Origin of the sequence: Maribacter sp. (assembly GCF_049667165.1) — a bacterium.
GTDB lineage: Bacteria > Bacteroidota > Bacteroidia > Flavobacteriales > Flavobacteriaceae > Maribacter_A.
The window spans coordinates 33854-49150 of record NZ_JBATHS010000164.1 but is presented as its reverse complement, the minus strand read 5'-3'; the positions used below and the strand labels follow the sequence as shown (position 1 = coordinate 49150).

The window sequence follows — 15297 nt, the reverse complement described above, 5'->3', positions numbered from 1 at the left end:
TGCGCATAATCCCCATTTATAAATAAATTGGTAGAGGTCCCAATAATGCCGACGGCCATATATTTGGGAATTTGTATGTTCAACGAAACTGATAGTACCTTATGTGCGCTTAGCTTATCATTGGGTTGGACAAAGTCGGGTTGAAAGTCGGTACTTATTTCAATGGATGGACCATGATGCACAACATTGACCACCAACTCATTTTTATACTCCCCATCGATACGTGCCTGAACCACGATTTCCTTTGTTTCTGAGGTTGAAAGTTCAACCTTAAAACAGTTTTCAGCATCAATTGCTATGGTCGACACTGTAGCATCGAGCACAGATTTTCTAATTACCCTTTGGGCAGTCAATAGACCAAACCCCATTATGAATAAGACTGTCAGAAGGCTTTTTCCCATCGGTACAAAAAAACGCCCTGATGGGCGTTTAATCTATTTTTGCATATTTTTCGCCTCGATGCTCAGCGTGGCATGTGGAACCAATTTCAATCGTTCCTTATTGATCAGTTTACCGGTCACCCGGCATATACCATAGGTTTTGTTCTCGATGCGCAATAAGGCATTCTTTAGATCACGAATGAACTTCTCTTGGCGGATTGCCAACTGGGTATTGGCTTCCTTGCTCATGGTCTGTGACCCCTCCTCAAAGGCCTTGAATGTTGGGGAGGTATCATCGGTTCCATTGTTCCCGTCGTTCATGTAGGAACTCCTAAGCAAGTCCAAATCGCTTTTCGCTTTAACTATCTTGGCTTCAATCAAAGATTTGAATTCTGCCAAATCCTTATCCGAATATCGTACTTTTAAATCTTCTGCCATTTTCTTAATGTTTTTCAATCAATAATCTAGTATTCACTTGGTCAAAAGCAATTGCTGTGCCATTTTCCAATATATCCTCAAAAACAAGCTCTGCCGTTAGCGTTTCAGCCTTGATATAGGTAAGGTTGCTCTCAACGGCATTTTCAACCAATCCGTCTTTTAGGATTTTAATGTCAATCTTATCGGTAACCTCATAACCCGATTCCTTTCTGATATTCTGAATCCTATTGACAAGCTCACGGGCTATCCCTTCCTTTTTTAGTTCGTCACTGATGGTCACGTCCAAAGCAACCGTTAAAGGGCCTTGACTGGCAACCAACCAACCTTCGATGTCTTGAGAGGTTATCTCTACATCTTGTAACTGTAATTTAATGATTTTATTTTCGATAGGTAAGGAAATCTCGCCATCTTGCTCGATTTTTTGGATATCTTCCTGCCCCAAAGCACCTACCTGCTGTGCAATCAGTTTCATATCCTTACCGAATTTTGGTCCCAACACCTTGAAATTCGGTTTTATTTGCTTCACTAGTATGCCTGAAGCATCATCCAATAATTCAATTTCCTTTACATTGACTTCCGATTTGATTAGGTCGGCCACAGCTTCGATTTCTTGGCGCTGTTTTTTGTCCAAAACCGGAATCATTATTTTCTGCAAGGGTTGGCGTACTTTTATTTTTTCCTTTTGCCGTATGGATAATACCAATGAGGAAATCGTTTGTGCCTTGGCCATCTTACTTTCCAAATCGGCATCGATGAACTGGTCATCATACTCGGGAAAATGTGATAAATGTACACTTTCAAACGAATCCTTGCCCGTCGTATTGGTCAGATCCTTATACAACCGGTCCATATAAAAAGGTGCAACAGGGGCCGCTAATTTTGCAACCGTTACCAAACAAGTATACAATGTTTGGTAGGCCGAAATCTTATCCTTTTGATAATCCCCTTTCCAAAAACGTCTTCGGCACAGTCGAACATACCAGTTACTCAAGTTTTCCTGTACAAAATCGGAAATTGCCCGTGTGGCCTTCGTGGGTTCATAGTCCATATAGGCTTCATCGACCTTTTTGATCAAGGTATGCAATTCAGATAAGACCCAACGATCGATTTCAGGTCGTTCATTTAAGGGTATATCCTCTTCGCCATAAGAGAATTCATCAATATTCGCATATAGGGCGAAGAACGAGTAGGTGTTGTATAGTGTCCCGAAAAACTTCCGTTTTACCTCAACGATGCCGTCGATATCGAATTTAAGATTATCCCATGGGTTTGCATTTGAAATCATATACCAACGCGTGGCATCCGGCCCATGATCATCCATAGTCTTGAAAGGGTCTACGGCATTACCAAGTCGCTTCGACATTTTCTTGCCCTCCTTATCGAGGACCAAGCCATTCGAAACTACATTTTTATAGGCTACCGAATCGAAGACCATGGTGGCAATGGCGTGTAAGGTATAAAACCAACCCCGCGTTTGATCGACACCCTCGGCAATGAAATCTGCAGGGAAGGTCTCGCCCTTATCTATGAAATCCCGTTTTTCAAAGGGATAATGCCATTGGGCATAAGGCATTGAACCACTATCGAACCAGACATCTATTAAATCGCTCTCCCGGTTCATGGGTTTCCCCGATTTGGACACCAAAATAATCTGGTCAACTATATTTTTATGAAGGTCTATTTTTTCATAATTCTCCTCACTCATATCCCCAACCACAAAATCGGCAAAGATATCCGCTGCCAAAACCCCGGCTTCAATGGCTTTGGCCATTTCTTCCTTAAGTTCCGCCACCGAACCAATGATCATTTCTTCGCTGCCATCCTCTGTACGCCAAATGGGCAAGGGTATGCCCCAATACCGTGAACGGGAAAGGTTCCAATCATTTGCATTGGCCAACCACTTGCCAAATCGACCCTCACCTGTAGCCTTGGGTTTCCAATTTATGGTCTGGTTCAGTTCGAACATACGGTCTTTAACATCGGTAATCTTGATGAACCAGGAATCTAAGGGGTAGTATAGGAGCGGTTCGTCAGTTCGCCAGCTATGGGGATAACTATGCGTATACTTCTCAACTTTGAACGCCTTGTTCTCTTCCTTTAATCGAATCGCGATTTCAACATCGACCGATCGTTCGGGAGCCTCGCCATCCTCATAATATTCATTCTTAACGTATTTACCGCCCAACTCCTTCATTTCGGGCCTAAACCTACCTTGCAGGTCAACCAAGGGTACCGGGTTGTTATTCTCATCCAACACCAACATGGGCGGCACTTCAGGTTTGGCTAGTTTGGCCACCATGGCATCATCAGCCCCAAAGGTAGGTGCCGTATGCACAATACCGGTACCATCTTCGGTTGTGACAAAATCACCTGCAATGACCCGAAAGGCATTTTCAGGATTTTGATAGGGTAAGGTATACGGCAGTAATTGCTCGTACCGGATTCCGATCAAATCTTTCCCTCGAGCTTCTCCGATTATCGCATATGGAATCTTTTTGTCCGTGCTGGAATATGATGAAAACTCATTTTCTTCCGAAGACTCGTAAAACTTGCCGCTAAACTGTTTGCCCACTAGGTTTTTGGCCAATATAACCTGTATGGGTTCAAATGTATATTGGTTGAAGGTCTTCACCAAAACATAAGGTATCTTGGCGCCTACGGTCAATGCAGTATTCGAGGGCAAGGTCCATGGTGTGGTTGTCCACGCCAACATATGAACATCCCCTTCAATTGCTTTAAATACCTGGGGTAGCGTTGCCTTATTTACTTTAAATTGGGCGGTAACGGTAGTGTCGGTAACGTCCTGATACGTTCCGGGTTGGTTTACCTCATGGGAACTCAATCCTGTTCCGGCCTTTGGGGAATAGGGCTGTATCGTATATCCTTTATAAATCAAGCCTTTGTCGTAGATCTGCTTTAAGAGCCACCAAACCGACTCCATGTACTTCGATTTATAGGTGATATAGGGATCTTCCATATCTACCCAATAACCAATTCGTTCGGTCATTTCGTTCCAAACATCGGTATAACGCATTACGGCTTTCTTACAGGCCTCGTTATAGGCTTCCACAGAAATCTTAACCCCGATATCCTCTTTGGTAATACCCAATTCTTTCTCAACTCCCAATTCAATGGGTAGACCATGGGTATCCCAACCCGCCTTGCGTTTTACCTGGAACCCCTTCATGGTTTTGTAGCGGGGAAAGATATCCTTGATAGTTCTGGCAATGACATGGTGTATGCCCGGCATACCATTGGCTGATGGGGGGCCTTCATAAAATACATAGCTGGGATTACCCGCCCTACTGGTTACGCTTTTTTCGAATATGGCGTGTTTTTTCCAGTATTGTAGTTCTTCCTTTGCAACCCTCGATAAATCCAAACCTTTGTATCCTGCAAACTTCATTTGTTCTCTACTCTTGCTTTTTTGATAAGGCTGCAAAATTATAAATTTAGATTGAATTAAATCGATATTCTACCAAATGAAATACAGGGAGTTAACGGCAAATTCCCGAATTGTTGAAATAAAGCATCCAAAAGCCAAGATGGTACGTATATCATTACAATTGAAATCAAATAAATATTATCCAAAATGAAAAAATTAGTTTTAAGTGCAATTTTGATGATCGCAATGAGTGTATCATTTGTGTCATGTAGAGAAACAGTTGATAAAGCAAAAGATGCCACGGAAGAGGCTGGTGAGGCCATGGGTGAAGCTGCAGATGCCGTAGGTGAAGCCGCTGACGATGTCATGGAAGCTGGTGAAAATGCCGCAGAAGAAGTTAAGGATGCTGCTGGTGAAGCCGTTGACAAAGCCAAAGAAGTTGGTGAAGACGTAAAAGATGGTGCCAAGAAAGCTGCTGATAAGGTTGAAGAAAAAGCCAAAGAGGTAGAAGACGTTATCAAAAACTAAGCGTACTCCCTTTTAAAGGATTTAACCCTGACGTAACCGTCAGGGTTTTTTTTGTTAAAAACTATAATCAACCCCAATGATCAGATTGGTGCCAGGAGCCGAAATCCCCGAGGAATACGATCGATAAAGTTGATTGGTAATATTCTCTATTGTAAAGCTGATTCGCCATTCTTTGTTCAGTTGGTATTGCGTACGTGAATTCAAGGTGTACCATGACGGGGCATACGGCAAACCATTGGCATCCTGGGCATAGATATAGGACTTTGCCTGTTCAGAGGTGGCCAAATCCCCATTCGGTATTTCCCCATTATAATTCAAAAACAAATCCGTTTTTAGGTTTTGATTCTTATAAACAAGATGAACATCCCCAAAGGTAGGTGGTACATGCCTAGCAGGGGAATCGGTACCGTCCGCTTCTTCCTCTATACCTTCGGTCAATGTAAGGTTGGACACGAGGGATAAATTTTCGGTCAGATCGGCTTCCAAACCAAATTCAAACCCATAGACATAGGCCTTGGCTGCATTTTGCATGGCCTGTACATTGCTCAATTCACCATTGTACTCTATTTGGGTTTCGCCATTGAACAGGTAGTCCCTTCTTACCAGGGCATCTACCAAATAGGTGTAAAATGCCGCCCCTTTCAAGACCAATTTGTCCTTGTAGTTTTTCTTGATTCCAAGTTCCATATTATAGGCATATTCAGGTTCCAGATCAGGGTTGGGAACCACAACAGAACCCGGTTCGGAATCAAAAACCTTTCCTATATCATCGATATTCGGGGAACGAAAACCCGTTGAACCATTTAAGGTAATCTGCAAATTGGCCCTGGGGAACCAACTAAAACCTAAGCTTCCTGTAAGAGCGCCTGTACTTAGATCAGCATTTTCAAAAGGAAAAGGATAAAAGGTCCTATCAAATTCGGCATTGATCCATACATGACTATAACGCACTCCAGATAACAAGGTGAAATTGGGCTTTGCCTTGTATTCCCCATTCAAATAGGCCGCAGTCGTTTGCCATGTTGAACCATCGGGATAACGGGAAGGTGCATCAGCCATTAGATCCGTGCTGATATCTCTTTGACTCCCTTCAGAATTCACATAGTTATAAACATAGGATGCCCCGTAATAAAGGCGAAGGTCACCGATTCTCTTGTTCTCAAAATCGACATTGGTCGAGAGGGCATGGACCATTTCCTTGGTAGAATATAAAATGGGGTCTTGAAATCCTCGATCGTTTCTACTTTCCTCAAAAAATTGATAGGCGGTGGTGATTTTAAGTCCGTCATAGAACTTGCCTTTTCCTTTTTTGTTCAGTTGTACATTTCCCATAAACCATTTCTGGGGACCGTAATACCATTCCGCAGAACGAAGCCCGCTACCTTCGCTATCGGGTCGAATCAGCCTGTCGTAACGCGAATAATCGGAAGTTTCCGAATAGAACAAACCTATATCCAAGTCCCAATAATTATTGGGCTTGTGGGTGATTTTTTGCATAAGGTTCCACTGATCATATCCCGTGGTCACCTGTTTTTTGGGGTCGCTGTTCACGACCAAGGCATCAACGCCTCCCTGGGTCGTTACATACGTATTTCTTAAATAGGCTTCAGGGCCATGTGATCCCATCTTCAGATCATCAAAATCGGTATAGGAAAAACTGCTTAAATACGCCCAATTTTTCTTTCCTACATTGAAATCAAAATGAGCGGTCTTCTCATTATTGGCTGAGGCATATCTGAGATTGGCATTGCCTGAGTGCAAAAGGCTATCCTTATTGGAAAGTGTTGCTTCTTTCGTATAAAAGTTCATCACACCGCCCAAGGCATCGCTTCCGTAGATAACCGAACCGGGACCAAAAATAATCTCGGTTTTCTTTATATTAAAGGGGTCTATGGAGATGACATTCTGAAGATTGCCGCCACGGAAGATGGCATTGTTCATGCGTACACCATCGACAGTCAATAACAATCTGTTGGTCGCGAAACCCCTAATCATTGGGCTACCCCCACCCAGTTGGCTTTTTTGCACAAAGACCTTACCACTATTTTGAAGTAAATCGGCCGATGTTTGTGGAGTGGTGAATGCTATGGAACTGGCGTTTAAGGAAACTATTTTATGGGGGATATCCTTTTTCTGCTGTTCCCATTTCGAAATCGACATGACCACTTCATCCAATTGTTCAGGTCTTAAGGCCATGACGACAATGGAATTGTTCTTTAAGATATGTGATTTTGTGATTTTAAACACTTCATAGCTCAAATGCTTGAACGTAATTCTTTCGTTTATATCGAAACTGGAGATATCACATCTGCCATCAAGGTCTGAAAGTGCTGTTTTTGACTTGTCATTGTTGAACACGGCAACATTCACAATAGCCTCTTTGGAATCATAATCCAGAATCTGGATCTCTTGCGCTGAAACTGTAGTGAAAACCAAGAAAAAAAAGATGAAAACTACGTTGTTCATACTAGCTGAAAACTTCATTTAAAATAGCGAGTGACTTGGGTTTTCGAAATCCTTGCAAATGTAATTCAAAATAAAGGACAATTGTTTGCAGTAAGTGCTGTCTGCTGGCCTTCTTCATCTTGACATTATGGATAGCCTCAAAATTTGTGCCCAAAAACCTTTTGAAGAAATTTAAATTTTCACCGGTGATCATTGGGTTTAAAGTTACGGTGTCGATGAATTCCCCCTCCAATAGATCAAAATATGATTTAGACAGGTTGGTGTCGTCGGGATAAAAACCTAAAAACTTGGTCAGTTCCATCAAGAAATAAATATGGAAATTGGTGATTTCTGTATTTTTATCCAACCATTGCAGCGCACTTTCCACATAAAAAAAAAGGTCCTCGTTACACTCTTCTTCCTGAATGCTGTTCGCCAACATTTCAGCCAAAAAAAGAACGATGGCATTCTTTGAAATGTCGGAATGCAAGGTGCTGTAGGGGTAGGAAACCCTCACCTCACGAATTGACTCCAACGTACCTTTGTTCTTGTGGTTAGCTACTACTTCCAATTGTGTCAGCGGTTGAAAATAGGCCGATTTCAATTTCCCTTTTTTAGCCGTCAACACCCCTTTGAGCAAGTATGATTTCAGCCCATCGGAAAGGGTAAAAGCCTTGACGATCAAACTCGAGTCGCCATATTTTAGGACCGATAAAACAATTGCTTTCGTAGTAACCTGCATGATGGGTTGTTAGCTGACCCCAAAGATAAGTGGAAAAAACTCGAAGTCGAAAACTCCAAGTTGGGAGTATTGCATCGTGATATTTCAACCTCAATAAAAAACCTGTCAATTTTTTATAAAACTGACAGGTTTATATTCGTACTTCGAATCGGTAATTTTACACCTCTAGATCACCCCTTGGGCCAACATGGCATCGGCTACCTTAACGAAACCAGCTATGTTCGCACCCTTAACGTAATTGCAATAGCCGTCGTCCTCTTTACCATATTCGATACAGGAATCGTGTATGTCCGACATAATCCCTTTCAAACGTTCATCTACCTCTTCCCGTGTCCAACTGATACGCAATGAATTCTGTGACATTTCCAAACCTGAGGTGGCTACACCACCCGCGTTGGAAGCCTTGCCTGGGGCGAATAAGATCTTGGCATCGTGGAAGGCATGTATCGCTTCAGCTGTAGAAGGCATATTGGCCCCCTCGGCAACACAGTTACATCCATTTTTTATAAGTTCTTTCGCATGCTCAAGATTCAATTCATTTTGGGTGGCACAGGGTAATGCGATATCACATTTTACACTCCATGGCTTTTTACCTTTATGGAAGGTCGCGGAAGAATACTTGTCGGCATACTCAGAAATACGTCCCCGTCTGTTGTTTTTTAAATCCATTATAAAAGCCAACTTATCGGCATCAATACCTTCCTTATCATGAATATAGCCACTGGAATCTGACATTGTAACAACCTTACCTCCCAGTTGTATCACTTTTTCTGCAGCGTACTGGGCCACATTCCCCGAACCAGAAATAACTACGGTTTTTCCATTTACATCATCATTCTTGGTATTGAGCATACTTTGTGCAAAATACACCGTACCGTAACCGGTTGCTTCAGGACGAATTTTTGACCCCCCCCATGAAAGCCCTTTTCCTGTAAGTACTCCAGTAAACTCGTTTCTTATTTTCTTGTACATTCCGAACAGGAAACCAATTTCCCTTGCGCCTACTCCAATATCACCGGCAGGTACATCGGTGTTAGGTCCAATATGCCTATTCAACTCTAACATAAAGGCATGGCAAAAGCGCATTACCTCATCATGGGATTTTCCTTTAGGATCAAAGTCAGACCCTCCTTTACCACCACCCATCGGCAAGGTGGTCAAACTGTTTTTGAAAACCTGTTCAAAGGCCAAAAACTTTAGGATACTTGCATTTACTGTTGGATGAAAACGCAACCCTCCCTTATAAGGTCCGATTGCAGAATTCATTTGAATACGGTATCCCCGATTCACATGTATTTCACCCTTATCGTCTATCCAAGCAACTCGAAAAGAAATCAATCGCTCTGGTTCGACCATCCGCAAAAGAATGTTTTTACCATGGTAAATCTCGTTATTCACGATGTACGGAATTACTGTTTCAGCAACTTCCTGAACTGCTTGTATGAATTCTGGCTCATGACCATTTCGGGTCTTTACCTCGTCCATGAATGTTTTGATTATTGCCTCCATATAGAATCAATTATGCTTTAATACTTTTGATTTTTGTTGAATTTAGAATATAACGGCAAAATTATAATATTCCTATAATTTAAACCCTGTTTTTTTAAAAATACTGTAAAAATGTTTCCGTATGTCGGTTATCAATTATGTAATATACAATCCCTCCTGCTTCTGATCAGTCGCCTTTTGACTGATACTGCGGTAATTTACTCCCTCAACGCTTGTTCCAAATCGGCTATAAGGTCATCCTTATCCTCAATACCCACACTCAACCGGATCAGCGTATCGGAAATACCGACTTTTTCACGCTCTTCACTAGGAATACCGGCATGCGACATACTGGCAGGGTGCCCCACTAAGCTTTCAACCCCACCCAAGGATTCGGCCAAGGTGAACAATTTCAATTTTTCCACAATGCGAATGGCCTCATCAAAACTACTCCCTTTGGGAATAAAGGAGATCATTCCGCCGAACCCGTTCATTTGCTTTTTGGCAACATTGTGGTTTGGATGATTTTTGAAACCCGGCCAATAGACATGCTCGATCTTAGGATGTTTGGCCAGATATCTTGCAATCACACGCCCATTCTCGCAATGTCTTTGCATACGAACATGCAACGTCTTGATTCCCCTGAGCACCAAAAAACTATCCATAGGACCACAAACCGCCCCACTTGCATTTTGAATAAAATAAAGCCGATCCGCCAATGCCTTTTCTTTAACGACAAGCCCCCCGGCAATTAAATCACTATGACCACCAAGGTACTTGGTTGCGGAGTGCATCACAATATCGGCCCCTAAGTTCAAAGGTTGCTGCAAATACGGTGAGGCAAAAGTATTATCGACCGCCAAAAGCGCCTTGTGCTTTTGGGCTATTTTTGATACCGCGGCGATGTCTATGATGTTCATCATCGGGTTGGTCGGGGTTTCTACCCAGATCAATTTTGTACGTTTATTGATGTAGTTCACTATATGCTTGGGGGTCTGCATATCTATAAAATGAAACACGATGCCGTATTTTCCGAAAATCTGTTTAAAAAGACGGTAGCTACCACCATAAAGTTCACTTGAGGTTATTACCTCGTCCCCTGGATCCAGTAATTTGATTACAGTATCAATGGCTGCCAACCCACTTGCAAAGGCAAGTCCGTAGTGCCCATCTTCAATACTGGCCAATGCATTTTCGAGGGCCGAACGTGTAGGGTTGGCACTACGGGAATATACAAACCCCTTATGGCCTCCAGGGGTCGTTTGGGCATAGGTCGAGGTTTGGTAGATGGGGGGCATTACCGCACCATAGGCTTTATCGGGTTCTTGTCCGCCATGAATGGTTTTGCTATTGAATTTTAAATTTCCTGTTTCCATAGGTCAAAATTTACCATATAAAAGTATCGTTATCTTTTGGAGATTGCAATGAAGCTGTAATTTAGCACTTCAGAAACCCAAGACACCTATGAAAGTCCCAATACCCCAAATACTTTTCTTTTTATTGTTCCTAGGATGTAATGAGGAAAGCAAACTTGCCTACGAGCCCTTGACAATTTCCGATACTGCTTGCGATTCATGTCCAAAGATCGGTGTCGAGATTCCGAAGGCTTTAGATCGAACCAAACTTGCAGACACCATTAATACGGCCTTAGAGGAGGAGCTGATTTCCCTATTGGTCTATGATGACGATATTGAGGCATCAACTGTTTCAGAAGCGATACAATCCTTTAAAAATGGATACACTGAACTTAAAAAATTGTATCCCGATGAGACGACAGGGTGGGAAGCCAAAATAACGGGATCCGTCTCCTATGAAGACAAAGATATATTGACTATTACCCTAAATTCATACTTATTCACTGGGGGCGCCCACGGATATACGACCCGACGGTTCTTGAATTTTGACAAACGAAAAGGAACCGAAATTGAAAACTGGGAATTGTTCAAAGACCGCGAACGTTTTGAGCATTTTGCCGAGACCAAATTTAGAATCCAAGAGGCCATTCCTTTAGGTGACCCCATTAACAGTACGGGTTTTATGTTTGAGGAAGATACATTTTATCTCCCTGAGAATATCGGGTATACCGAAGGAGGCTTAGTGCTGCTCTACAACCAATATGAAGTGGCATCCTATGCCGATGGTGCGATTGAAGTGGTGTTGCCTTATACTGAGGTAAAAGGCTATTTGGCCCGAAAAATAAAATTGTAGCTCTAACCTTTGGTCATCAATACTTTTTCAAGCGAAAGTATTACCCCTAAATGCAAGCCTTCATGGAACAAATTGTAGGCGATGGCATCGTCAATATCCTTCAGGGTAACATTGGCGCTCGTGGTATACTCGGTAAATTCCTTGAAAGTTCCTATTTCATAATCTTCCTGTGCCCATTCGATGGTTGAGAACATGAATCCTTTAATAAGGTCAAATTCCTCATCAGTGGCTGTCCCATCGGGCACCGTACCTTTTCTGAATTTATCGACCAACGCGGAAGGTATCTTCAGGGGCAAGCCAGTTAGTCCATAAACCAATAGTTGCTGTGTTACAACCACATGGGCAATATTCCACCAGATATTGTTCCGATACCCATTTGGGATTTTCAATAGCTGTGCTTTCGGAGTATTGGCGAGAACTTTATATAGTATTTTTCGGTTCTCTAAGGTAATAATGAATAGCTTTTCCAATAGGTACATTTTTTATATGGGCATAAAAATAGCGCTTTTATGGTATAAGTGTAATCCTAATAAGTGGAAAAAATAGTAATCCATTTGAGGTGTAAGCCAACTCCAAGTTCATTTTACCTAATCGAAACGCTTATGGCATTGGTCCTATACCATTTTAAGTCCTTTAAATTAAGACGTACGTCAAATAAGTTGTATTTTTCTATGAAAAAACAACTATCCTTGAAAAGATGTATCGTAATGGCCGCGATGATGGCCATGGTGTTTTTCTTACTTTGTTCCTGTTCCGACGACACAACCATTGATGTTGTGGGCGGAGTGGCGAATTGTTCCGACGGTATTCAAAATGGAAATGAAACAGGAATCGATTGTGGTTGGGTATGTTCCAATACCTGTGAAGCCAAAAACGGATTGGAAGGCCATATTGTGGCTAGGGTCATTCTTGACAATACGGTAGAATATAAGCTAACTGGCCCCTTGATCATTCGCGATGGTGGGGAGCTTGAAATACGGGAAGGAACCATAATCAAAGCACAAAAAGACGCAAACGCATATATTTCCGTCGCACAGGGGGGCAAACTCTATATTTATGGAAAGCCTGATGCGCCGGTAATCATCACCTCCGATGCGGACAATCCGGCCCCCGGGGATTGGGGGGGCATTGTCATTTGTGGAAAAGCACCCACCAATAGGGGAGAAAATGCCCGATCTGCACTTGGGGACCTGTTTTATGGGGGCAATGAACTTGAGGATTCTTCGGGCACCCTCCAATATCTTAGGGTGGAATATACCGGGGCATCCTTTGAAGAAACCACCACTTTCAACGGCATTACTTTTTTTGGCGCTGGGGCATTCACGAACTTGGAACACGTACAGTCCTATCAAGGCAAAGGAAATGGGTTCGCTTTTTATGGTGGAAATATCAACCCAAAATGGCTTATTGCGAGCAACCACCAGGGAAATGGGGTTGCTATAACGGATGGTTGGACCGGGAACGCAGCATCGTTGTACCTCTCAACCAATGCAACGTCTGGCATACGAACCTCAAACAATGAAACTGATGTGATGGCTACCCCCTTAACCGCAGGTGCCATTAAAAACGTCTCTATAATCGGACCGGTAAGTGAAGGTGCCTTGCTGTTCGATCAAGGAGGCGGAATCGGCACCATCGACAGTCTATATACCAACAGTACCCCTTTGGGAATCAAGGTGGATGGCCCGGAAGCAACTTCAAAAATCGATACTGGGGAATGGCAGGTAAACACCATTCAATTCGATACCACTGACGAAGGTTTTTCTGTGACCAACTATACCGGTCCGAATGTTTCTTTTTATTCCGAGGGTTTGACATCGGGCTCGGGAAACAATGCCAATTTTCCCGATTGGGCGATGGGTTGGGCCAGGGAAGATTAGTTTTGGATTATTCCACAAAAAAGGTTTCCCGTATTGAAACCGGTTCCCCAGTATCCAAAATCCCTTCGAGATCAACTTCGAATTCACCCGTTACATCCGAGGTAAAAAACCTGATACTGTCCTTTTTGCCATTCAATATCACTTGTGGTTTCCAAAGCAATTGCAACCGGTCATCGGGTAAACTGAAAGCTGTGGTCGGGTCGGGTGCATCATATCGCTGGGTAAAATAATGCTTTCGCAACTGCGGTTTAAGCATCTGGAATCGTTTGATGTTGGAATCTACAACATTTTGGTCATAATCCGATTTCTTGGTTTCGAAAACGATGGCCCCTTGGAATATTTGGGGACCAAATACATATTTGTCCCGAAATACACGAATGGTGCTCAAGTTTCTAGCATCATAATCCAATAAGCTTTCATGCTCCTGAACAATGATACCATCAACAATGACCAAGGGCAAAAGGTCAGGGTTAGAGATCAGGTCCATACTTTTCACTTCGATTTCCTCCCCGTTTTCCGTATTTCGACGAACCCAAACGTCTTTGATAATCTCCAAAAGTGCCTCCCGTACCGATCTGAAATCGGTATAATCCGCCATGTCATAATTTCGAACATTTTGATCGGCAAAGGGCAAAACATGGGTGGTAGGCAAGATCGAATCGGGTTTAAATCTAAAATAGGCACTTTCAATCTGGTTATGAATGCTTCGCTCCCGAATACTTTCAGCGTTCTGCTGACCTATTTTCAATTTTTTAAACGCCATTTGCGAATAGTCCGGCGAAACAGGTTGATCCCATTGCACATCGAGCCCAAACCTGTTTTTGCCCAAAGCTTGTACGATCACTTGATCCCCAGAATAGGCCTTGTCAAGATTGATATAATAAACCCCCTCGGCATTGGTCTGGGCTATCTTGAATTGATACTCCTTACCCGGCAAGGAGATGGCCACATTCTGATTGGCGATCGATATTCCTTCCTTAATGGCCATCACCCGACCGGAAAGCAGTTCGCCCCTAAACTCAGGCAAATGTAATATAGATGAACCGTCAAAGGAGCCTTCAATAGCTTTGGCGAAAATCAACCCAGAATTCATAGGTATCCTTTCGTGTTGTGGCAGGCTATCCTTTTGTCGCACGGATAGGGAGTAGTTACCCGACGCCAAGTCACTATCCGAATTCAAGACCAGCCTTACTTCAGACCGTTTGGAGTAAGTACGCTTCCCAATCCCGATTTTTATTGGACCGACCGCTGTATGGACCACACGGGAAGGATTCAATACCTTGGCATCTTTGACTGCCACCGAATCCTTTAAACTATCGACTTGTTTTACGGGCACGGACATAATCGCTTTTTGATCAGCTTGGTAGGGATTGATGATGCTAATGTCATTTTCAAAGAAATATGCTTTCCCGAAATTTTTCATCCAGTTGGTATAAGCAATCAGTTTATAATTTCCGGAAGGGAGAGAAACAGGCACAAAATAATCGCCTTGCCCTTTGCCCTTCTGTAACCTGACCTTATGACGAAAGACCACCTCGAGATTCTCATTGATCAGTTCAACATAGGCCATTTTACTGATATCGCTCAATACCTTGGCTTTTAAATCGAAACAATAAACTTTATAGTACAGATATTCGGCAGGAAATAAGAGGGTGGTATTAAAATGGACATATATGTTTTCAGGAGCAATGGCCGCAAAACCTTGGGCCTCTTGCTTGTCTATGGCAATAGTCTGCCCATTGACCGCCGGGCCGAACATACACAACAAGAGCGCTAAGGAAACTACTTTCTTCATGATCATCT

11 protein-coding genes and 1 pseudogene are annotated in these 15297 nt (G+C 42.8%); 3 read left to right on the top strand and 9 right to left on the bottom strand.

What is annotated here, in order from left to right:
- The 3 genes and pseudogenes from WBM98_RS08590 to ileS form a co-directional block, all read right to left on the bottom strand.
- A pseudogene (locus tag WBM98_RS08590) lies at positions 1–401 on the bottom strand (hypothetical protein); the annotation flags it as partial.
- A gap of 33 nt (positions 402–434) precedes the next feature.
- Positions 435–818 carry a TraR/DksA family transcriptional regulator gene (locus WBM98_RS08585; RefSeq protein ID WP_188314520.1) on the bottom strand — a complete coding sequence of 128 codons (384 nt, stop codon included), beginning with the start codon at positions 816–818 and terminating at the stop codon, positions 435–437.
- A 4-nt stretch (positions 819–822) separates the two neighbouring features.
- On the bottom strand, positions 823–4224 hold the full coding sequence (gene ileS / locus WBM98_RS08580; protein WP_424365611.1) for an isoleucine--tRNA ligase: 3402 nt from the start codon (positions 4222–4224) through the stop codon (positions 823–825).
- A gap of 186 nt (positions 4225–4410) precedes the next feature.
- Here ileS and WBM98_RS08575 point away from each other — a divergent pair, with 186 nt between their 5' ends.
- Positions 4411–4731: a hypothetical protein gene (locus tag WBM98_RS08575; RefSeq protein WP_424365610.1), complete on the top strand. Its 321-nt coding sequence runs from the start codon at positions 4411–4413 to the stop codon at positions 4729–4731.
- A gap of 54 nt (positions 4732–4785) precedes the next feature.
- Here WBM98_RS08575 and WBM98_RS08570 read toward each other — a convergent pair whose 3' ends face one another.
- From WBM98_RS08570 to WBM98_RS08555, 4 genes are all read right to left on the bottom strand, one after another.
- Positions 4786–7197, bottom strand: a complete 2412-nt coding sequence (locus tag WBM98_RS08570) for a TonB-dependent receptor (protein ID WP_424365609.1) — start codon at positions 7195–7197, stop codon at positions 4786–4788.
- Position 7198: 1 nt separating this feature from the next.
- Positions 7199–7918 (bottom strand): DNA repair protein RecO, encoded by a 720-nt coding sequence (gene recO, locus WBM98_RS08565; protein ID WP_424365608.1) that lies wholly within the window; start codon positions 7916–7918, stop codon positions 7199–7201.
- A gap of 165 nt (positions 7919–8083) precedes the next feature.
- Positions 8084–9427, bottom strand: a complete 1344-nt coding sequence (gene gdhA / locus WBM98_RS08560) for an NADP-specific glutamate dehydrogenase (RefSeq protein ID WP_424365607.1) — start codon at positions 9425–9427, stop codon at positions 8084–8086.
- A 197-nt stretch (positions 9428–9624) separates the two neighbouring features.
- Positions 9625–10782, bottom strand: coding sequence for a cystathionine gamma-synthase (locus WBM98_RS08555; protein ID WP_424365606.1), 1158 nt, complete (start codon positions 10780–10782; stop codon positions 9625–9627).
- An 88-nt stretch (positions 10783–10870) separates the two neighbouring features.
- Between WBM98_RS08555 and WBM98_RS08550 the strand changes: the two genes are divergently transcribed.
- Positions 10871–11614 (top strand): DUF3298 domain-containing protein, encoded by a 744-nt coding sequence (locus WBM98_RS08550; protein ID WP_424365605.1) that lies wholly within the window; start codon positions 10871–10873, stop codon positions 11612–11614.
- Positions 11615–11616: 2 nt separating this feature from the next.
- Here WBM98_RS08550 and WBM98_RS08545 read toward each other — a convergent pair whose 3' ends face one another.
- Entirely contained in the window at positions 11617–12084 is a 468-nt protein-coding gene (locus WBM98_RS08545) for a DinB family protein (protein WP_424365604.1), read from the bottom strand.
- A gap of 201 nt (positions 12085–12285) precedes the next feature.
- Between WBM98_RS08545 and WBM98_RS08540 the strand changes: the two genes are divergently transcribed.
- Positions 12286–13494, top strand: a complete 1209-nt coding sequence (locus tag WBM98_RS08540) for a hypothetical protein (RefSeq protein WP_424365603.1) — start codon at positions 12286–12288, stop codon at positions 13492–13494.
- A gap of 7 nt (positions 13495–13501) precedes the next feature.
- On the opposite strand, the gene WBM98_RS08535 is transcribed toward WBM98_RS08540, so the two are convergent.
- Positions 13502–15289 carry a hypothetical protein gene (locus WBM98_RS08535; RefSeq protein ID WP_424365602.1) on the bottom strand — a complete coding sequence of 596 codons (1788 nt, stop codon included), beginning with the start codon at positions 15287–15289 and terminating at the stop codon, positions 13502–13504.
- Between the last annotated feature and the right edge of the window lie 8 nt (positions 15290–15297).